This window comes from Mesorhizobium sp. B1-1-1 (genome assembly GCF_006442955.1).
Lineage (GTDB): Bacteria > Pseudomonadota > Alphaproteobacteria > Rhizobiales > Rhizobiaceae > Mesorhizobium.
Map to the genome: position 1 here is coordinate 128,057 of NZ_VFWW01000006.1, position 20,159 is coordinate 148,215.

A 20,159-nucleotide genomic window follows, 5' to 3' on the forward strand; every position below is an offset into this window, starting at 1 on the left:
GTTCAGGTGCTCAGCGAATTCGACGCGCGCAGGCTGCAGCCGGTGATTTGGAACGTGCCGTCGGGCTGTCGCTCCAACGTGTAGACAGCTTCATAGTCCTTGCCGTCAGGGCCGACGATCAGCACCTGCTGGATGATCGAGGTCGGACCCGTCTCCTCGACCTTGCCGAACGAGTAGCTCCGTGGGTTGCGCACCGGCGCGTAGCCGTTGGTCACCATGTTCATGAAGGTGTCGACGGTCGGGAAGATCCGCTTCACGTTCGGTGCGGCGAAGCTGTAGGCCGTGACGCCGTCATCGGCCAGGAACGCTCTCAGCTGGCCGTCAATGGCCGCTTGCGCCGCCTTGATCTCGGCCTCGCCGGCAAACGCCGACAAGGGCAGGAGGAGAGGAAGGAATGCGAATGCGAAAAGCGTGCGGCGCATAGCCTGTTTCCCTTGTCTTTCGAGAACTTGCCTTTCGAAAAATCCTGCCCGTGCAGGCATCCTAACATACGTTTGGTGGCGCTTCAGGGTTTCACCGGCGGCGAATATTCAGTGTTGTCGCGCGACGAAGTCCAGGCAGCCTTGGCGGAATTGCGGGAGGCGTGGCCAACGCTCGAACCGGCTAAGTACCGTTCCAGCGCTTGAAAGCCCGCCTCCAGTCTGCCAGAAGGGCCGCTTGGATTGGACGTTTAGCAGGGCGGAGCCATGAAGGCGTTTTTCGTGCAGATCAAATGCGAACTGGGCAAGTCGTATGAGGTTGCCAGCGCGCTCGCCGACGCCGAGATCGCCTCGGAAATCTACTCCACTGCCGGCAATTACGATCTGCTCGCCAAGTTCTATGTCGACGACGAGGAGGATGTCGGCCACTTCGTCAACGAGAAGGTGCAGATTCTTCCCGGCATCAAGGACACGTTCACCGTCGTCACTTTTCGCGCCTTCTAGCGTCGGAACCCATTGCCCGGGCATGAGGCAAAGCCTGACCAAGCTCATATTTCAGCTGCCTCAATTTTAGGCAGGGGCGACATACTGATCGTCCGCATCCCTCAAATCACCGATTACGCTTGATTTTCTCCAGCGGCGCCAGTGAAATGGCGTCACAGGGGAGTATGCGATTGGCAGCGTTCGATGAAATGCTTCCGGAGGTCTCCGGACTTAGAAGACCGTATTCGGCTTACGATCGCTGGCTGAAAGAGCAGGACCCGGCCAGGCTTACCGAGAAAATGCAGGACGCCGAACGCGTCTTCCGCAAAACCGGCATCACCTTCGCCGTCTATGGCGAGCAGGAAGCCTCCGAGCGGCTTATCCCCTTCGACATCGTTCCGCGCATCATTTCCGGCAATGAGTGGCGCCGCCTCACGCAAGGCATCGAGCAGCGCGTGCAGGCACTGAACGCCTTTCTCGACGACATCTATCACCGCCAGGAAATCCTGCGGGCCGGACGCGTTCCCCGCGACCTGATCGCCAGGAACGAAGCCTTCCTGCCCGAGATGATCGGGGTCAGGCCACCAGCCGGCGTCTACACCCACATCATCGGCGTCGACATCGTGCGCATCAGCGAAAACGAGTTCTACGTGCTGGAGGACAATGCGCGCACCCCATCGGGCGTTTCCTACATGCTGGAAAACCGCGAGACGATGATGCAGCTCTTCCCCGAGTTGTTCCAACAAATCAAGGTGCGGCCGGTGGAGAACTATCCGCAGCTTTTGCGCCAGTCGCTGGCGGCGGTGCGGCCGCAGAACGCCAAGGGCACGCCGACCATCGCCGTGCTGACGCCCGGCAGCTACAACTCCGCCTATTTCGAACATGCCTTCCTGGCCGATCAGATGGGGGTGCAACTGGTCGAGGGGCAGGATTTGCGCGTGGTGGACGGTCATGTCGCGATGCGCACGACCGAAGGCTACAAGCAGATCGACGTGCTCTATCGCCGGGTGGACGATGCCTTCCTCGATCCGCTGACTTTCCGGCCGGACTCCGCGCTCGGCGTGCCTGGCATCATGGATGTCTACCGGGCCGGCAACATTACGATCGCCAATGCGCCGGGAACCGGTATCGCCGACGACAAGGCGATCTATTCCTACATGCCCGAGATCGTCGAATTCTACACCGGCCGCAAGGCGATCCTCGGCAATATTCCGACCTGGCGCTGTTCGGAGCCGGACAGCCTGAAATATGTACTCGAACACATCGATGAGCTGGTGATCAAGGAAGTGCACGGTTCAGGCGGCTATGGCATGCTGGTCGGACCGGCGGCGACCAAGAACGAATGCCAGGATTTCGCCAAGAAGCTGCAGGCCAAGCCGTCCAATTACATCGCCCAGCCGACGTTGGCGCTCTCGACCTGTCCGATCCTGACCGAAAAGGGCCTGTCGCCGCGCCATGTCGATCTGAGACCCTATGTGCTGGTCTCCGACCGCATCCAGATCGTGCCGGGCGGGCTCACGCGCGTCGCGCTCAAGGAGGGCTCTCTGGTGGTCAATTCCTCGCAAGGCGGCGGCACGAAGGATACCTGGGTGCTGGATGATTGAGATGAGTAGTCAGTAGGCAGTAGGCAGTAGTTGGTATCAGAGGGGACAGAACAATGCCGTATCCAATCGAAACTCGAACATTCCCTACTCGCTACTCACTATTCCCTACTCACTAGCCCGAAGGGCCACTCCATGCTTCTCGGCCGTACCGCCAACGGGCTCTACTGGATGAACCGCTATATCGAGCGTGCGGAAAACATGGCGCGCCTGGTCGATGCGGGCCTGCGCATGGCGCTGACGCGCACGCAGAGCGCGTCGGAAGAGTGGAATTCGGTGCTGCTCAGCGCCGGCTCCGACGTCGCCTACACGCAGAAGTATCAGGACTATACGGCGGCCGATGTAGCCGACTTCCTGTTGCGCGACACGTCGAACCCGTCGAGCACGATGTCGTCGATCGAGACGGCACGCCACAATGCCCGCATGGTGCGCACCGCGCTGACGCGGGAGACCTGGGAAAGCATCAACGAGGCCTGGATGGCGCTGAAGCGCATGCTGGCAAGGCCGATCGACGAGCGTGACCTGCCAAACGTGCTCGATGCGATCAAGCGCGAAACGGCGCTGATCCGCGGCTCGTTCTACGGCACCATGCTGCGCAATGAGATCTTCGATTTCTCGCAGCTCGGCACCTATGTCGAGCGCGCCGACAATACGGCGCGCATCCTCGACGTGAAGTACTACGTGCTCTTGCCGTCGATCTCCTGGGTCGGCTCGACGCTCGACAATTACCAGTGGGAATCGATCCTGCGCTCGGTATCGGCGCACCGCTCCTACCGCTGGGTCTACGACGCCGACTACAAGCCGACCAACATCGCCGACTATCTGATCCTCAATGTGCGCATGCCGCGATCGCTGACCTTCTGCTATCGCTTCCTGGCCGAGCACCTGAAGTTCCTCGGCGACGACTATGGCGGGCGCCATCCCTGCCATGCGACGGCGGAAAAGACCCAGGCCATGCTGCAGGCAGGCTCGATCAAGGATATTTTCGACGCCGGCCTGCATGAATTCCTTGCCGGCTTCATTCGCGACAACACCAGGCTCGGCGACGAGATCGCGCAGGATTACAGGTTCTATTGAGGAGGCCATGCGGCTCAAGATCACCCATCGGACCGAATACCGTTACGACGCACCGGTGCAGTACCTGCTGCAGCGGCTGCGGCTGCTTCCGGTGAGCGGGCGCACGCAGACCGTGCTGTCCTGGGCCCTGAAGGTAGAAGGCGCGCGCGAGGAAGTGCGATTTGCCGACCACTACGGCAATGACACCCGATTGTTGAGCGTCGAGGGTGACCATGATTTCATTACGGTCGAGGCGTCAGGCGAGGTGGTGACGCGCGATACATCGGGGGTTTGTGGGCCGCATCAGGGATTCGCGCCGCTCTGGCTGTTCGCACAGGAGACGCCTTTGACCATGATCGGCGATGGCATTCGCGCACTCGCCGAGGCAGCCGGCAAGGGCACCGATATCGAAAGACTGCACCGTCTGATGGCTATCATCTCCGAGCGGGTCGCCTATGCGCCGGGCACCACCAATGCGACGACCCCGGCTGAAGAGGCTCTCGCGCTGAAAACCGGGGTCTGCCAGGATCATAGCCATATCTTTGCCGCCACCGCCCGCGACATGGGTTTCCCGGCACGCTATGTCAGCGGCTATCTGATGATGGACGCGGCCATCGAGCAGGCGGCAAGCCATGCCTGGGCCGAAGCGCATGTTCAGGGCCTCGGCTGGGTTGCCTTCGACCCCTCCAACGGTATCTCTCCTGATGAGCGCTATGTGAGAGTGGCGACGGGGCGCGACTATCGCGATGCGTCGCCGGTTTCGGGGATTCTGCTGGGAGAGGCGCAAGAGCGGCTTGCCGTCACCGTCACGGTGGAGCAGTAGTCACCCGATGCAGGTCGTCCAACGCCACCTTGGTTTGGGTGACGACATGCATGAAAACAAGGACCTGAGCGCGCCGCATGGATCCGTTCCGACGCGACGCGGTTTTTACGGTTCGCTGCCGGAAGAGTAAACCATGACCTATTGCGTCGGCCTCAAGATCGATCGCGGGCTCGTGTTCATGTCGGACACGCGCACCAATGCCGGCATGGACTCGATCTCCACCTTCAAGAAGATGCATGTCTGGGAAGATCCCGGTGAGCGCGTCATCGTGCTGATGTCGGCCGGCAATCTGGCGACGACGCAAGCCGTGATCAGCGTGCTCGACGAGCGCACCAAGGCGGTTGGCGACCGGCACGCGGCAGTGCTCGAAACGCCGTCCATGTACCAGACGGTGCGGCTGGTCGGCGAAACCGTCAAGGACGTCATCGCCCATTCCTCGCCCGCCGGCGACAAGGCCGATTCCTACTTCAACGCCTCCTTCATCCTGGGCGGCCAGATAAAGGGCAGCGCACCGCGCCTGTTCATGATCTATCCCGAGGGCAATTTCATCGAATCGACCGATGACACGCCCTTTTTCCAGATCGGCGAGACCAAATACGGCAAGCCGATCATCATTCGCGCTTATGACCGGTCGATGAGTCTCGCGGAGACCGTGAAGCTGCTTCTGGTATCGTTCGATTCCACGCTGAAGTCGAACCTGTCGGTCGGGCTGCCGCTGGATCTGCTTTTCCTGGAAAAGGATGCCTTCCAGGTCGGGTTGAAGAAACGGATCGGTCATGACGACCCGTACTACCGCACGATCTCCGAGGGATGGTCGAGCGCCTTGAAGACGGCGTTTGCCAGTCTGCCGGATTTTCCGGGATAAGGACGCGCCGGATTTCTCCGGTGGTTGCAAATGTTTAACAGTGGTTTTTGACAACCGGGGCGAAGGGCGCCGGTGAAGCGATCATGTCGGGAGGACAGGATGAACAGTGACGATTTCCGGCAATGGTCGCGGCGGGCCGCCGACTGGGGCGCCGACTACCGCGAAACGCTGCGCCAGCGCCCGGTGCGGCCGCTGGTCGAGCCCGGCGACATATTCAGGAGCATAGAAGCCTCGCCGCCCGAAGACGCGGAGCCGATGGACAGGATCTTCGCCGATTTCGAGGAGAAGATCCTGCCGGGCATGACGCATTGGCAGCATCCCCGCTTCTTCGCTTATTTTCCGGCCAACGCGGCACCAATTTCTGTGGTGGCTGAGTATCTGGTCTCTGCGATGGCCGCGCAGTGCATGCTGTGGCAGACCTCGCCGGCGGCGACGGAGCTCGAAACGCGGACTGTCGATTGGATGCGCCAGGCGCTCGGCCTGCCGGAAGGCTTTTCCGGGGTCATCCAGGATTCTGCCTCCTCCGCGACGCTGGCGGCGGTACTGACGATGCGCGAACGCGCGCTCGACTGGCAGGGCAACAAAAAGGGCCTGGCGGGGCAGGCGCGGTTGCGCATCTACTCGTCGGATCAGGTGCATACTTCGATCGACCGGGCGATCTGGGTGGCCGGTATCGGTGAGGACAATCTCGTGCGCATTCCGGTCGCCGGCCGCTTTCGCGCCATGGACATAGCGGCCCTCGAGGCGGCGATCGTCGCCGACAAGAAGGCAGGCTTGCTGTCGGCGGGTATCGTCGCCTGCGTCGGCGGCACCAGCACCGGTGGCACTGACGATATCGCCGGCGTCGCCGCGATCGCCAAACGCCACGGGGTCTATCTTCACGTGGATGCCGCCTGGGCGGGATCGGCGATGATCTGCCCGGAATACCGGCATTTCTGGGCCGGTGTGGAGCAGGCGGATTCTATCGTCTTCAACCCGCATAAATGGCTGGGCGCGCAGTTCGACTGCTCGATCCAGTTCCTGCGCGACCCCGAAAGCCATGTCAGGACGCTTGCCATCAAGCCGGATTATCTGAAGACGCACGGTCATGACGGCATCATCAACTATTCCGAATGGTCGGTGCCGCTCGGCCGCCGCTTCCGCGCGCTGAAACTGTGGTTCCTGCTGCGTGCCTATGGACTGGAAGGCCTGCGCACGATGATCCGCAACCATGTCGCCTGGAGCGAAGGCCTGGCAGCGCGCCTGGCCGACGAGTCGGATTTCGAGATCGTCACCGAGCCGATGCTGTCGCTGTTTTCGTTCCGGCACAAGGCGGAGGGAGCCGATGCCGACGAGCACAATCTCCGGCTTGTCAATGCGATCAATGATGACGGACGCATCTACCTGACACAGACCAGGGTGAACGGGCGCGTCGCCATCCGCTTCCAGGTCGGCCAGTTCGAGGCGACCGCGGCGGATGTCGATTCGGCTTTTGCCGCCATCACCGAAATCGCGCGCGGATTAACCTGAGGCTGCTGAGTCGGAACTGCGTCCAAGTTTGCCTTTGCTATCATGCGGTTTCCATTAGCCGGCTTACGCCTTTTCATTGCTTTCGTTTTCGTCTATGATCAAGAAAAACGAAAGCAAAAGGTCTTCAGATGTATCTGTCGCCGCGCCATGCCGAAATCGTCCAAATGGCCAAGGATCACGGCCGCGTTCTGGTCGACGATCTGGCCACCCACTTCAACGTCACGCCGCAGACCATCCGCAAGGACCTCAACGATCTTTGCGACCAGCGGTTGCTGTCGCGCATCCATGGCGGCGCCTTGTTTCCTTCCGGCATCGAGAACATGGAATACGAAGCCAGGCGCAAGATCGCCGCCGAGGAGAAGGAGGCGATCGGCAGCGCGGCCGCCAGGCTGATTCCGGACAACGCCTCGTTGTTCATCAATATCGGCACCACGACGGAGTCGGTCAGCAAGGCGCTGCTGGATCACAGCGGCCTCATGGTCATCACCAATAACATCAATGTTGCCAACAGGATGCGCATCTATCCTTCGATCGAGGTGGTGATCGCGGGCGGGGTGGTTCGCGGCTCGGATGGCGGCGTCGTCGGCGAGGCGGCGGTGGATTTCATCAGGCAGTTCAAAGTCGACTACGCCGTCATCGGCGCCTCGGCGATCGACCATGACGGCGCCTTGCTCGATTTCGATTTCCGCGAGGTCAAGGTCGCGCAAGCCATTATCGCCAATGCCAGGCACGTCATCCTAGTGTCCGACCGGACCAAATTCGAGCGCACGGCGCCGGTTCGCATCGGCCATCTGTCGCAGGTCAACACCTTCATCACCGACCGCTGCGATATCCCCTCGGTGCGCAAGATCTGCCAGGAGGCCGAGGTTCAACTGATCGAAACCTCGCTCGATTGAGGACGTTGCAGCGCTTTCACGAGCTTGTGATATTTCGTTTGACATTCGTTATGAGTTCGAAATAATTCCGCCACGGTTTCGCAAAAGAGCCAAATGGTGCAATGCGAAATCGCTGGAGGAATTGGTGGACGCATCTTCGATCCGTGACATTTTCGTCATAGGCGGTGGCATCAATGGCTGCGGCATTGCCCGTGATGCCGCCGGCCGCGGGTTTTCGGTATTTCTGGCCGAGATGGACGATCTCGCCAGCGGAACCTCCTCAGGCTCGACCAAGCTGATCCATGGTGGCCTGCGTTATCTCGAATTCTACGAATTCCGCCTGGTGCGCGAAGCGCTGATGGAACGGGAGGTACTGTGGAAGAACGCGCCGCACATCATCTGGCCGATGCGCTTCGTGCTGCCCTATGCCAAGGGCCTGCGTCCGGCCTGGCTGATCAGGCTCGGCCTTTTCCTTTACGATCATATTGGCGGGCGCAAATTGCTGCCGGCGACCAGGACCCTGGACATGGCCACCGACCCTGCCGGCAAGCCATTGAAACCATTGTTCAAGAAGGCCTTCGAATATTCCGACGGCTGGGTCAACGATGCGCGGCTGGTGACGCTGAACGCGCGTGACGCCGCCGACCGGGGCGCGACCATCCGCACCCGCACCAAGGTGGTCGGGGCGCGCCGCGAAGGCGGGCTGTGGACGATCAGGATCGAAAATCTGCGGACCGGCGAGACCGAAGAGGTCAAGGCGCGGCTGCTGGTCAATGCCGCCGGCCCCTGGGTCGATCATGTGCTTTCCGGCGTCGTCGGCCTCAACGATGTGCACAATGTCCGTCTCGTGCAGGGCAGTCACATCGTCATCGCGAAGAAATTCGACGATCCACGCGCCTATTTCTTCCAGAACAAGGATGGCCGCATCATCTTCGCCATTCCTTACGAGGACGAGTTCACGCTGATCGGCACCACCGACCAGGACTACCCCGGCGATCCGCACGACGTGAAGATCAGCGACACCGAGATCGACTATCTCTGCGCGGCGGCAAGCGAGTATTTCGCCCAACCCGTCAAGCGCTCGGATATCGTCTGGACCTATTCGGCCGTGCGTCCGCTCTATGACGATGGCGCTTCCAAGGCGCAGGAGGCGACACGCGACTATGTGCTGAAGGCCGATGGCGGCGAGGGCACAGCCCCGATCGTCAACACGTTCGGCGGCAAGATCACCACTTATCGCCGGCTGTCGGAATCTATGCTGGAGAAGATCGAAGGCTTTCTCGGCAGGCGCGGCAAGCCGTGGACGGCAAATGCGCCGCTGCCGGGCGGCGATTTCGCGGCGACCGGTTTTGATGCGCAAGTGGCGAGGCTGAAGAGCGCCTATCCCTTTCTCGACCAGCGTTTGGCACGTCGGCTCACGCGGCTCTACGGCACGCGCGCGCAGATGTTGCTTGGCCTTGCCAAATCGAATGCCGATCTCGGCCGCAATTTCGGCGCCGACCTTTACGAGGCCGAGGTGCGCTACCTCGTCGAGAACGAATGGGCCGTCACATCGCAAGATGTGCTGTGGCGCCGGACCAAGCGCGGCCTGCATTTCAGCCGCGAGCAGACGGCGGCGTTGGATGAATTCATGCGCGGCATAAGCCGCCGCCACGTCGCGGCCGCGGAATGAAGGGCTGCTGATGCACACGGCCTGGGAGGAGGCATCATGCTGGAACTGAGGAACGTCACCAAGACGGTCGGCGCGGTGGAGCATATCCGCGACGTGTCGCTGACGCTCCAGCATGGCTCGCTGAACGTGCTGCTCGGGCCGACGCTGTCCGGCAAGACCAGCCTGATGCGGCTGATGGCCGGCCTCGACGCGCCGACTTCCGGCTCGGTCTGGTTCGACGGCAAGGACGTCACCGGCCAGCCTGTTCAAAAGCGCAAGATCGCCATGGTCTACCAGCAGTTCATCAACTACCCCGCGATGAGCGTCTACGAAAACATCGCTTCGCCACTGCGGGTAGCGGGCGTCGAGAAGGCCAGGATCGACAGTCAGGTGCGGGAAGCCGCTGCCCTGCTCAAGCTGACGCCCTATCTCGACCGCACGCCGCTCAGCCTGTCCGGTGGCCAGCAACAGCGCACCGCACTGGCGCGCGCCATCGTCAAGAATGCAAGCCTGGTGCTGCTCGACGAACCGCTCGCTAATCTCGACTACAAGCTGCGCGAGGAATTGCGCGCAGAACTGCCGAGGATCTTCGCCGCCGCCGGCACCATCTTCGTCTATGCCACGACCGAACCACACGAGGCGCTGCTGCTCGGCGGCAATACGGCGACGCTGTCACAAGGCCGCATCACCCAGTTCGGCCCGACCATCGAAGTGTTCCGCAAACCGGTCGACCTGGTGACGGCCAGGACCTTCGCCGATCCGCCGCTCAACACGATCGTGCTGGCCAAGAACGGGCCCGATTTCCTGCTGGAGGGCGGCGTCAAGCTGCCGGTGCCGCCGGAACTTGTCGGCATTCCCGACGGCAATTACACGATCGGCTTCCAGCCGCACCATCTGTCACTCGAGCGGCCGGATGCGAGTGCCGTGCCGGTGCGTGCAAAGGTCACCATCACCGAGATCACCGGCTCGGAAAGCTTCATCCATCTTGATTTCGCCGACGCACGCTGGGTGATGCTGACCCATGGCATCCGCGATTTCGAGACCGACGAAGTGGTCGAAGTGTTCATCGACCCGCGTCACATCATGGTTTTCGACCAACACGGCGTCGCCGTGGCCGCGGCAAAGCTGGCGGCCTGAGGAGAAAACGATGGCGCGCATCGACGTCAACCATGTCAGGCACTCATATCTGCCGAACCCGCGCACCGATGCGGATTTCGCGCTGCGGGAGGTGCACCACACTTTCGAGGACGGTGGCGCCTATGCGCTGCTAGGCCCATCCGGCTGCGGCAAGACCACGCTGCTCAACATCATTTCCGGCCTGCTCCACCCCTCGCACGGCCAATTGCTGTTCAACGGCAGGGATGTCACGAGACTGTCGACGCAGGAGCGCAACATCGCGCAGGTGTTCCAGTTCCCGGTCATCTACGACACGATGACCGTCTACGACAACCTGGCTTTCCCGCTGCGCAACCGCGGCGTTCCGGAGGCCGACGTCGACCGCAAGGTGCGCGAGACGCTCGACATGATCGACCTGGCAGACTGGGCCAGGAAGAAGGCGAGGGGCCTGACCGCCGACCAGAAGCAGAAGATCTCGCTCGGCCGCGGACTGGTGCGCTCGGATGTCAATGCGATCCTGTTCGACGAGCCGCTGACCGTCATCGACCCGCACATGAAGTGGGTGCTGCGCTCGCAATTGAAGCAGCTTCACCGCCGCTTCGGCTACACCATGGTCTATGTCACGCATGACCAGACAGAGGCGCTGACCTTCGCCGACCAGGTGGTCGTCATGTATGATGGCGGCATCGTGCAGATCGGCACGCCGGCCGAGCTGTTCGAGCGGCCGCGCCACACCTTCGTCGGCTACTTCATCGGCTCGCCCGGCATGAACGTCATGCCGGTAGCGATCGATGGCAAGACAGCGACGCTTGGTTCCCAGCGCATCCAATTGCCAGGCGCGCCGAAGGCCGGAAGCGGCGTCGTCGAACTCGGCATCCGTCCTGAATATGTCAGGCTCGGCCGCGATGGCATGGCCGTCCACATCAGCAAGGTCGAGGATGTGGGCCGCCACAAGGTCGTGCGCGCCAGTCTGGAAGGCCGCGAGATCGCCGCCGTCATCGGCGAGGACGAAACCGTTCCCGCCGATCCAAAAGTGCGGTTCGACCCAGCCGGCATCAACATCTATGCCGATTCCTGGCGTGTCGAGATGGGGGCGTAAATGGAAAAGCCCTGGAACAACAAGGCCTGGTTCCTCGTGCTGCCGATGCTCGTGCTGGTGGCGTTCTCGGCCGTTATCCCGCTGATGACCGTCGTCAACTACTCGGTACAGGACACGTTCGGCAATAACGTCTTCTTCTGGGCGGGGACCGAATGGTTCGAAGAGTTGCTGCATTCCGATCGCTTCTGGGAAGCCATGGTGCGCAACCTGATCTTCTCCTTCATCATTCTGGCGATCGAAGTGCCGCTCGGCATCTTCATTGCCCTCAACATGCCCAAAAAGGGCTGGGGCGTGCCGGTCTGCCTGGTGCTGATGGCGCTGCCGCTCTTGATCCCGTGGAATGTCGTCGGCACGATCTGGCAGGTGTTCGGCCGCAACGATATCGGCCTGCTCGGCTACTACGTCAACGCGCTCGGCATCGACTACAATTACGTGCAGGATCCGTTCGACGCCTGGGTCACCGTCATCATCATGGACGTCTGGCACTGGACCAGCCTCGTCGTGCTGCTCTGCTATGCCGGCCTGGTCTCGATCCCCGACGCCTTCTACCAGGCGGCCAAGATCGATGGCGCCTCGCGCTGGGCGGTGTTCCGCTACATCCAGTTGCCGAAGATGAAGCGCGTGCTTCTGATCGCGGTGCTGCTGCGTTTCATGGACAGTTTCATGATCTACACCGAGCCCTTCGTCGTCACCGGCGGCGGTCCGGGCAATTCGACGACCTTCCTGTCGATCGACCTCGTCAAGACCGCGCTCGGACAGTTCGACCTCGGTCCGGCGGCGGCGATGTCGCTGGTCTACTTCCTGATCATCCTGTTGTTGTCGTGGGTGTTCTACACCGTGATGACCAACTACGACGCGGAACGCTGATATGGCCGGCGCCAACGAACGTACCGAGCGCAACCTGGTGAACGGGACCGCCGCTTCGGAAAGACTCGCCAGTTCGCTGTCGCAGAGCGAGCTGGACAGGCGCATGCGCCGCCGTGGCGAGGAATCGCGCTGGTGGTGGATCGTGCCGACGCTCTACATCATCGTCCTGCTGCTGCCGATCTACTGGCTCATCAATATGAGCTTCAAGACCAATGCGGAGATCGTCAATTCGCTGACGCTCTATCCGCATGCGCCGACGCTGCGCAACTACACCATCATCTTCACCGATGCGTCGTGGTATTCGGGCTACATCAATTCGATCACATATGTGGTGATGAACATGGTGATCTCGGTCGCCGTGGCGCTGCCGGCGGCTTACGCCTTCTCACGCTACCGCTTCCTCGGGGACAAGCATCTGTTCTTCTGGTTGTTGACCAACCGCATGGCACCGCCGGCGGTGTTCGCGCTGCCGTTCTTCCAGCTTTATTCGGCATTTGGCCTCATCGATACGCATATCGCGGTGGCGCTGGCGCACTGCCTGTTCAACGTGCCGCTGGCGGTGTGGATCCTTGAGGGCTTCATGTCCGGAGTGCCGAAGGAGATCGACGAAACGGCCTACATAGACGGCTATTCGTTTCCGCGTTTCTTCGTGAAGATATTCATGCCGCTGATCGCCAGCGGCATCGGCGTCGCCTGCTTCTTCTGCTTCATGTTCTCATGGGTGGAACTGCTCATCGCCCGCACGCTGACCACCACCGATGCCAAGCCGATCGCCGCTACCATGACCCGCACCGTGTCGGCGTCGGGAATGGACTGGGGGCTGCTGGCAGCCGCCGGGGTGCTGACGCTGATCCCCGGGGCGCTCGTCATCTGGTTCGTTCGCAACTACATCGCCAAGGGCTTCGCCCTGGGGAGGGTGTGACCATGAACCTCGACTTCTCCTGGATGGCGTGGACCTGGCCGACGGCCGCCTTCTTCGCCGTCATAGCGCTGCTGCTGGTCGGCATGGGTGTCTGGGAATATGCCTCGCCCGGCGGCGATCCGCGCATCGGCGTGCTGCGTTTCAAGACGACGCGCGGCGATCGTCTCTTCGTTTCGCTGCTTGGCAGCGCCTTCATCCATCTCGCTTGGCTGGGTCTTGTCGGACCCAGCCTGTGGTGGGCTCTCGCTCTCTCCGTGGTCTACGCCATCGGCGTCTTCCGCTACGTATAGAGGGGGAAACTGTTGGAGCGGCCGCTTGTTGGCGGCCTCTCCAGATCGCACTTGAAGTCTTTTCAAACGTGGAGGAAACACAATGCGACGGCAATTATTGACATCTACGACCGCCCTTGTCCTCTTGCTCGGCGTGGGCAACGCCTATGCCGGCATGGACGAGGCAAAAGCCTTTCTTGACAAGGAGATAGGCGATCTGTCGACGCTTTCGCGCGCCGATCAGGAAAAGGAAATGCAGTGGTTCGTCGACGCCGCCAAGCCGTTCGCCGGCATGGATATCAAGGTCGTGTCGGAAACGCTGACGACGCATCAATACGAGTCGCAGGTTCTGGCTCCGGCCTTCACCGCCATCACCGGCATCAAGGTCACGCACGACGTCATCCAGGAAGGCGACGTCGTTGAAAAGATCCAGACCCAGATGCAGACCGGCCAGAACCTCTATGACGGCTGGGTCAACGATTCCGACCTGATCGGCACCCACTGGCGTTACCAGCAGGTGCGCAACCTGACCGACTGGATGGCGGGCGAAGGCAAGGATGTCACCAATCCGAACCTCGATGTGAAGGATTTCATCGGCACCTCCTTCACCACCGCTCCGGACAAGAAGCTCTATCAGCTTCCCGACCAGCAGTTCGCCAACCTCTACTGGTTCCGCTACGACTGGTTCAACGACGAGAAGAACAAGGCCGACTTCAAGGCCAAGTACGGCTACGATCTCGGCGTTCCCGTCAATTGGTCGGCCTATGAGGACATTGCCGAGTTCTTCACCGGCCGCGACGTCGACGGCAAGAAGGTCTACGGCCATATGGACTATGGCAAGAAGGACCCGTCGCTCGGCTGGCGCTTTACCGATGCCTGGCTATCGATGGCCGGCAATGGCGACAAGGGTATCCCGAACGGCCTGCCGGTCGACGAATGGGGCATCAAGGTCAACGAGAAATCGCAGCCGGTCGGCTCCTGCACGGCGCGGGGCGGCGACACCAACGGCCCGGCCGCCGTCTACTCGATCCAGAAATATCTCGATTGGCTGAAGGCCTACGCACCACAGGAAGCGCAGGGCATGACCTTCTCGGAATCCGGTCCGGTTCCCGCGCAGGGCAATGTTGCCCAGCAGATCTTCTGGTACACGGCCTTCACCGCCGACATGGTCAAGCCCGGCCTGCCCGTCATGAACGACGACGGCACGCCGAAATGGCGCATGGCTCCGTCGCCGCACGGTGTCTACTGGAAGGACGGCATGAAGCTCGGCTACCAGGATGTCGGTTCGTGGACGCTGATGAAGTCGACCCCGACCGACCGTGCCAAGGCCGCCTGGCTCTACGCCCAGTTCGTCACCTCGAAGACGGTGGACGTGAAGAAGAGCCATGTCGGCCTCACCTTCATCCGCGACTCCACCATTCACGACAAGAGCTTCACGGAGCGCGCGCCGAAGCTCGGCGGCCTGATCGAGTTCTATCGCTCGCCGGCCCGCGTGCAATGGTCGCCGACCGGCACCAACGTGCCGGACTATCCGAAGCTGGCACAGCTGTGGTGGCAGGCGATCGGCGATGCCTCGTCGGGCGCAAAGAGTGCGCAGGAAGCGATGGATTCGCTTTGCGCCGAGCAGGAGAAGGTCATGGGCCGCATCGAGAGGTCCGGCGTCCAGGGCGATATCGGGCCGAAGCTCGCCGAGGAACATGATCTCGCCTACTGGAATGCCGACGCGGTCAAGGCCGGCAATCTCGCTCCTCAGCTCAAGATCGAGAACGAGAAGGAGAAGCCCCAGACCATCAACTATGACGAGCTGGTCAAGAGCTGGCAGAAGTAGGACTGACCTATGCGGGCGTTCGCGCCCGTGTAAAATTCAGGGAGGCGGCACGTTGCCGTCTCCCTTCTTTGTGTCGTGACGGAGGAAGTGCGAATGAATGGCTTTGTCCTGGCAATCGACCAAGGCACGACATCGAGCCGGTCGATTCTGTTCGACGGCGACATGAAAGTCGTCGGCAGCAGCCAGCAAGAATTCACCCAGCACTATCCTGCTTCCGGCTGGGTCGAGCATGACCCGGAAGATATCTGGGCCAGCGTCGTGGCGACCGTCAAGGGCGCATTGAAGAATGCCGGGCGGGAGGCATCGGACGTCGCCGCGCTCGGCATCACCAACCAGCGCGAGACCGTCGTCATCTGGGACAGGGCGACCGGCAAGCCGATCCACAACGCGATCGTCTGGCAAGACCGGCGCACCGCGCCGCTGTGCCGGAAGCTGAAGAAGCAGGGATTGGAAAAGACCTTCACCAGGAAGACCGGCCTGCTGCTCGATCCGTATTTCTCCGGCACGAAGATAGCCTGGATGCTGGACAAGGTGAAAGGCGCCAGGAGACGCGCCGAGAAAGGCGAATTGCTGGCCGGCACCATCGACAGTTTCCTGATCTGGCGCCTGACCGGCGGCAGGGTGCATGCCACCGACGCCACAAACGCCTCCCGCACGCTAGTCTACAACATCGAGAAGAATGCCTGGGACGACGAGCTGCTGGCCATCCTGAACATTCCGGCAAGGATGCTCCCCGAGGTGAAGGACTGCGCCGATGATTTTGGGATCACGCAGAAAAATCTCTTTGGCGCCGAGATAAGGATCCTCGGCGTTGCCGGCGACCAGCATGCCGCGACCATCGGCCAGGCCTGTTTCGAGCCTGGCATGATGAAATCGACCTACGGCACCGGCTGTTTCGCGCTGCTCAACACCGGCACCGACCTGGTGCGCTCGAAGAACCGGCTGTTGACCACGATTGCCTATCGGCTGAACGGCAAGACCACCTATGCGCTGGAAGGATCGATCTTCATCGCCGGCGCCGCCGTGCAGTGGTTGCGCGACGGCATCAAGGTGATCGGCAAGGCCGAACAGAGCGGCAAGCTGGCGGCCGAGGCCGATCCGACCCAGGACGTGTATCTGGTGCCGGCCTTTGTCGGGCTCGGCGCGCCCCACTGGGATGCCGAGGCGCGGGGCGCGATCTTCGGCCTGACCCGCAATTCGGGGCCGCCGGAGTTTGCCCGCGCCGCGCTCGAATCCGTGGCCTACCAGACGCGCGACCTGCTCGATGCCATGCGCAAGGATTGGAAGGGTACGGCGGCCAAGACGGTGCTTCGGGTCGACGGCGGCATGGTGGCATCCGACTGGACCATGCAACGACTGGCCGACATTCTCGACGCCCCGGTCGACCGTCCGACCATTCTGGAGACAACCGCGCTCGGTGCCGCCTGGCTCGCCGGCTCGAAGGCGGGCGTGTGGCCGAAGGCGCGGGAATTCGCCAAGACATGGGCGCTCGACCGGCGCTTCAGACCGGACATGGAACCAGCGGTACGCTCGGCCAAGCTGGCGGGGTGGCGCGATGCTGTTCGCAGGACGCTGAGCGTGCCATAACCAACAGTCAGATCGGGCGAGGGGGAAATGAAGCCAAACTGGTACTCTGCTTGGCGCGCCGAGGCTATCAAACAACTTGAGGCCAAGAATAAGCGCTTGGAGGAAGAATTCCGCATCGGCCACTGGTCGCGCTATGACTTGAGCAACGGAAAGCTCTTGTTCTCCAAGGACGGAGCGATCAACGTGATCACCGAAATCCAGATCGCCGGTTCCACGAATGTCAAGGCACAGAACTGGCTCTGGGCGTGGGCAAATTCAAATCTGCCCGATAGTCTTCTTAGAGATGCAAAGCTGGTTCGGTTCTTCGGCGAGAAGAACGGCATTGACGAACTGGCTCAGGCTTACGTGATAGATGGGGATCAGCTGGAAGTGCTGGGTTGGGAATTGGCGGCCGTCACGGTTCGAATTTGCGATGCCGTCGGAGCGTACCGATCACCCCGTGGTGAAGGTGGCGCACTTTATTATATCTTCAAGACCATTAATTGGGCCAGCTGATCACAGCCTGCCCGGGGACCGTCCTCGCACGACAGAAAGCCCGCGCCATTTCCGGCACGGGCTTTGACTTTCTATCCCTCTGACGAACACTGTCGCCCATCAGTAGGGTGAAATGCACTGCTGGCGCGGGCCGTTATACGGCTGGAACGTGTTGTCGGATGCGCGGTACGAACGGTAACGGTCATAGCACCACTGCACATGCGAATTGCCTTCATAGACGCGGTTCCGGTTGTTGGCGATCGCGCCGGTTATCAGCGCGCCAGTGGCGAAAGCAGCCAGCGGGAACCAGAAATCGCCGTGACGGCGATAGCCCGGGCGATATTCACGGTAGCCGCGATGGCCGTTCCAGTAGGCTCCGCGGTTGTCGCGGTAGAAGTTGCGGTTGCCGCGAAACTCGCCGCGGAAGTTACGGCGCCGCTCCCAGGGCCTGTACTGCACGGTCTGGACATCGGACGAGACCGATGCAGGCTGCGGCACATAGGCCGGTGCGGCTTCGACCGGCATGGCCGCCGCCACTGCGAACGAAGCTGACAGTGTGGTCGCCAGCAAACCCGACAGGACTTTGTTCATCATCTTCTCCTTGAGAGGTTGACGTCCCTTGTGGCGGAGGAAACGGACACGCTCGCGAATTGTTCCTGGAAAAAAAGGCAAGTTGCTGATTTGTAATGTTTCTCCGGTTTGGGATCGATGGAGGCCACAGGGTCTTCGCCTGGCTGGCAAAGGTTCGGCATGTCCTTGCCGAAACGGTCGGCCGGGAGAGCCGGCACGGCGGGAACGCATGGCTTGGTGGCCCCGTTTTTTCCGGTTGACCGGTCGAGGCACTCTCCCTATGTTCCGCGCAATTTCGAGGGCGCCGTTTCCAGCCCACGGGAGCGCGTAGCTCAGCCGGTAGAGCAACTGACTTTTAATCAGTAGGTCTCGGGTTCGAACCCCGACGCGCTCACCACTCAGTCCCGTGACAAATGCACGTTCAGGACAGCGGCTTTTTTGGCGATCAGTCCTTCCAGATCCGCGTCCGATCGGGTGGTGCCGGTGCGTTGGCGCAGCAGGGAGATCATCGCGCTCATCGAAAGCGGGGCGGTTTTTTGCTGAATCAGGATCGCGTCCACCGCGCCGGCAACGTCGGGGCCTTCCGCTGGTGCTCTCATGGTCGGATCCTTTCTGTCCAGCTCCGCCTCGGTGCCGCCGACCGATCCTCTGATGCCGCGGTCAAAGACGACGGCCAACCCGTTCTTGACGGCGAGGGCCGCGACCATGTCGTCGAGTTCGTGGTCCGAAAAGCTGCGGTCGGAAGGCGTGGGTTTCAGGATTCTGTGAATCACCCTGGCGGCCTGGTCCGTCGAAACATAGCCGAAGCGCTGTTTTCTAGCTTCGACATATTGTTCGATGATCATGTCAAGCCGGCGGGCTGCAATGTCCTTTGATTGCTGCATCGGAACCTCCTCGGGTCGTCATGGCGCGCAGGAGCAGCACCTAAGAGATAGGGCCGCCCGGAAGAACATCAAACATGAGAAATGACGCATCTGCCGATGGCGGAGGAACGATCGCGCCGCTGATGCATTTTTGCCTTTGACCAGCTTATTGAGGGAACGCAGGCCAATGAAGATCGCCCATATCGCGCCGCTGTATGAATCCGTGCCGCCAAGGCTCTATGGAGGCACCGAACGCATCATCTCCTATCTCACCGAAGCTCTGGTCGGGCTCGGCCACGATGTAACGTTGTTTGCCAGCGGCGATACCAGGACCTCCGCCCGGCTGGTCGCGTGCCGGGAACGGGCGCTGCGCCTCGATCCCCGGCCGTTGAAGTCGGAGATCGCGGCGCATCTTTCGATGCTCGAGGAAGTCAGGAGACAGGCCGACGATTTCGACATTCTTCACTTCCATCTCAGCCACTTCCTGCATTTCCCGTTTTTCCGCCATATGCCGGAGCGCACGGTGACGACGCCGCATGGCAGGCTGGACTATGTGGATCTGGCACAGGCCTATGAGCGGTTCCCGCGTTTTCCGATGATTTCCATTTCACGCAGCCAGAGGACGAGGCTCGCGTCCGCCAACTGGTTGGCGACCATCCATCATGGGCTGCCGCTCGATCTCTATAGGCCGGATTTTGAAGCCGGCTCCGACGGCACATATCTGGCGTTCCTCGGCAGGATGTCGCGCGACAAGCGGCCGGACCGGGCGATCGAGATTGCCAGGCGCACGGGCCTGAGGCTCAAGCTCGCGGCCAAGGTGGGCGACGGCGACCGGGCCTATTTCGAGGAGGTCGTCCAGCCGCTGATCGATGGCGATCGCGTCGAATATGTCGGCGAGATCAGCGAGGACCAGAAGAGCAGGTTTCTCGGCAATGCCGCTGCCTTGCTGTTCCCCATCGACTGGCCCGAGCCTTTTGGTCTGGCGGTAATCGAGGCGATGGCCTGCGGAACCCCTGTCATGGCTTGGAGCTGCGGCGCCATGCCCGAGATCATCGATCACGGTGTGACCGGCTTCGTCGTCGAAACCCTCGAGGATGCCGTCGCCACCATGCCGGCCCTGCTTCAGCTCGACAGGCGCCGGATAAGGGCCGTTTTCGAAGGACGGTTCTCGGCCGACCGCATGGCGCGCGACTATGTCGCCACCTATTCACAGGCGATCGACACTCAACAAATCAGGGCTTCCTAGTACAGTGCCCCGTTCAGAAACAAGCACGGGACAGTC

General features: G+C 61.4%; 20 protein-coding genes and 1 tRNA gene. 18 read left to right on the forward strand and 3 right to left on the reverse strand.

The genetic code is table 11. From position 1 onward, the window contains the following. Positions 1 to 2: 2 nt before the first annotated feature. Complete coding sequence (locus FJ986_RS13715) at positions 3 to 422, reverse strand: DUF4864 domain-containing protein (protein ID WP_140498811.1); 420 nt, start codon at positions 420 to 422, stop codon at positions 3 to 5. Between the two features lie 264 nt (positions 423 to 686). Here FJ986_RS13715 and FJ986_RS13720 point away from each other — a divergent pair, with 264 nt between their 5' ends. The 16 genes from FJ986_RS13720 to FJ986_RS13795 all read left to right on the forward strand — a co-directional run bounded on the left by FJ986_RS13720 (position 687) and on the right by FJ986_RS13795 (position 17,465). After that, positions 687 to 923: an Lrp/AsnC family transcriptional regulator gene (locus FJ986_RS13720; protein WP_010909609.1), complete on the forward strand. Its 237-nt coding sequence runs from the start codon at positions 687 to 689 to the stop codon at positions 921 to 923. 170 nt (positions 924 to 1,093) lie between these two features. After that, positions 1,094 to 2,506, forward strand: coding sequence for a circularly permuted type 2 ATP-grasp protein (locus tag FJ986_RS13725; RefSeq protein WP_181165357.1), 1,413 nt, complete (start codon positions 1,094 to 1,096; stop codon positions 2,504 to 2,506). Positions 2,507 to 2,638: 132 nt separating this feature from the next. After that, the gene (locus tag FJ986_RS13730; protein WP_140525347.1) at positions 2,639 to 3,580 is read left to right on the forward strand and encodes an alpha-E domain-containing protein; all 942 of its coding nucleotides are present in this window, start codon (positions 2,639 to 2,641) and stop codon (positions 3,578 to 3,580) included. A 7-nt stretch (positions 3,581 to 3,587) separates the two neighbouring features. Then, on the forward strand, positions 3,588 to 4,382 hold the full coding sequence (locus FJ986_RS13735; protein WP_140674574.1) for a transglutaminase family protein: 795 nt from the start codon (positions 3,588 to 3,590) through the stop codon (positions 4,380 to 4,382). Positions 4,383 to 4,515: 133 nt separating this feature from the next. After that, positions 4,516 to 5,247: a peptidase gene (locus FJ986_RS13740; RefSeq protein ID WP_140498804.1), complete on the forward strand. Its 732-nt coding sequence runs from the start codon at positions 4,516 to 4,518 to the stop codon at positions 5,245 to 5,247. A gap of 99 nt (positions 5,248 to 5,346) precedes the next feature. Further along, complete coding sequence (locus tag FJ986_RS13745; protein WP_140674577.1) at positions 5,347 to 6,756, forward strand: aspartate aminotransferase family protein; 1,410 nt, start codon at positions 5,347 to 5,349, stop codon at positions 6,754 to 6,756. A gap of 128 nt (positions 6,757 to 6,884) precedes the next feature. Then, positions 6,885 to 7,652 (forward strand): DeoR/GlpR family DNA-binding transcription regulator, encoded by a 768-nt coding sequence (locus tag FJ986_RS13750; protein ID WP_140515319.1) that lies wholly within the window; start codon positions 6,885 to 6,887, stop codon positions 7,650 to 7,652. 124 nt (positions 7,653 to 7,776) lie between these two features. Continuing rightward, on the forward strand, positions 7,777 to 9,303 hold the full coding sequence (gene glpD, locus FJ986_RS13755) for a glycerol-3-phosphate dehydrogenase (protein WP_140498798.1): 1,527 nt from the start codon (positions 7,777 to 7,779) through the stop codon (positions 9,301 to 9,303). Between the two features lie 36 nt (positions 9,304 to 9,339). Continuing rightward, positions 9,340 to 10,419, forward strand: a complete 1,080-nt coding sequence (locus FJ986_RS13760) for an ABC transporter ATP-binding protein (protein ID WP_140674580.1) — start codon at positions 9,340 to 9,342, stop codon at positions 10,417 to 10,419. Positions 10,420 to 10,429: 10 nt separating this feature from the next. Then, positions 10,430 to 11,497 (forward strand): ABC transporter ATP-binding protein, encoded by a 1,068-nt coding sequence (locus FJ986_RS13765; protein ID WP_140584363.1) that lies wholly within the window; start codon positions 10,430 to 10,432, stop codon positions 11,495 to 11,497. After that, complete coding sequence (locus FJ986_RS13770; protein ID WP_140498792.1) at positions 11,498 to 12,364, forward strand: sugar ABC transporter permease; 867 nt, start codon at positions 11,498 to 11,500, stop codon at positions 12,362 to 12,364. It begins immediately after the preceding gene. A gap of 1 nt (position 12,365) precedes the next feature. Beyond that, positions 12,366 to 13,286 carry a carbohydrate ABC transporter permease gene (locus FJ986_RS13775; protein ID WP_140498790.1) on the forward strand — a complete coding sequence of 307 codons (921 nt, stop codon included), beginning with the start codon at positions 12,366 to 12,368 and terminating at the stop codon, positions 13,284 to 13,286. Positions 13,287 to 13,288: 2 nt separating this feature from the next. Continuing rightward, complete coding sequence (locus tag FJ986_RS13780) at positions 13,289 to 13,576, forward strand: DUF2160 domain-containing protein (RefSeq protein ID WP_140498788.1); 288 nt, start codon at positions 13,289 to 13,291, stop codon at positions 13,574 to 13,576. Between the two features lie 82 nt (positions 13,577 to 13,658). Beyond that, a complete protein-coding gene (locus FJ986_RS13785) occupies positions 13,659 to 15,383 on the forward strand; it encodes an ABC transporter substrate-binding protein (protein ID WP_140498786.1) in 1,725 nt (574 codons plus the stop codon). Between the two features lie 93 nt (positions 15,384 to 15,476). Further along, on the forward strand, positions 15,477 to 16,970 hold the full coding sequence (gene glpK, locus FJ986_RS13790; RefSeq protein ID WP_140560931.1) for a glycerol kinase GlpK: 1,494 nt from the start codon (positions 15,477 to 15,479) through the stop codon (positions 16,968 to 16,970). 27 nt (positions 16,971 to 16,997) lie between these two features. Further along, complete coding sequence (locus FJ986_RS13795; RefSeq protein WP_140674583.1) at positions 16,998 to 17,465, forward strand: DUF6882 domain-containing protein; 468 nt, start codon at positions 16,998 to 17,000, stop codon at positions 17,463 to 17,465. A gap of 99 nt (positions 17,466 to 17,564) precedes the next feature. Here the strand turns inward: FJ986_RS13795 and FJ986_RS13800 are convergent, their stop codons facing one another. Next, positions 17,565 to 18,035 (reverse strand): BA14K family protein, encoded by a 471-nt coding sequence (locus FJ986_RS13800; RefSeq protein ID WP_140669967.1) that lies wholly within the window; start codon positions 18,033 to 18,035, stop codon positions 17,565 to 17,567. 300 nt (positions 18,036 to 18,335) lie between these two features. On the opposite strand from FJ986_RS13800, the gene FJ986_RS13805 reads away from it, so the two are divergent. Next, positions 18,336 to 18,411, forward strand: a tRNA-Lys gene (locus FJ986_RS13805). 1 nt (position 18,412) lies between these two features. Here FJ986_RS13805 and FJ986_RS13810 read toward each other — a convergent pair. Beyond that, positions 18,413 to 18,898, reverse strand: coding sequence for a hypothetical protein (locus tag FJ986_RS13810; protein WP_140525342.1), 486 nt, complete (start codon positions 18,896 to 18,898; stop codon positions 18,413 to 18,415). A 166-nt stretch (positions 18,899 to 19,064) separates the two neighbouring features. Between FJ986_RS13810 and FJ986_RS13815 the strand changes: the two genes are divergently transcribed. Beyond that, positions 19,065 to 20,123 (forward strand): glycosyltransferase family 4 protein, encoded by a 1,059-nt coding sequence (locus FJ986_RS13815; RefSeq protein WP_140564501.1) that lies wholly within the window; start codon positions 19,065 to 19,067, stop codon positions 20,121 to 20,123. Positions 20,124 to 20,159 lie beyond the last annotated feature (36 nt).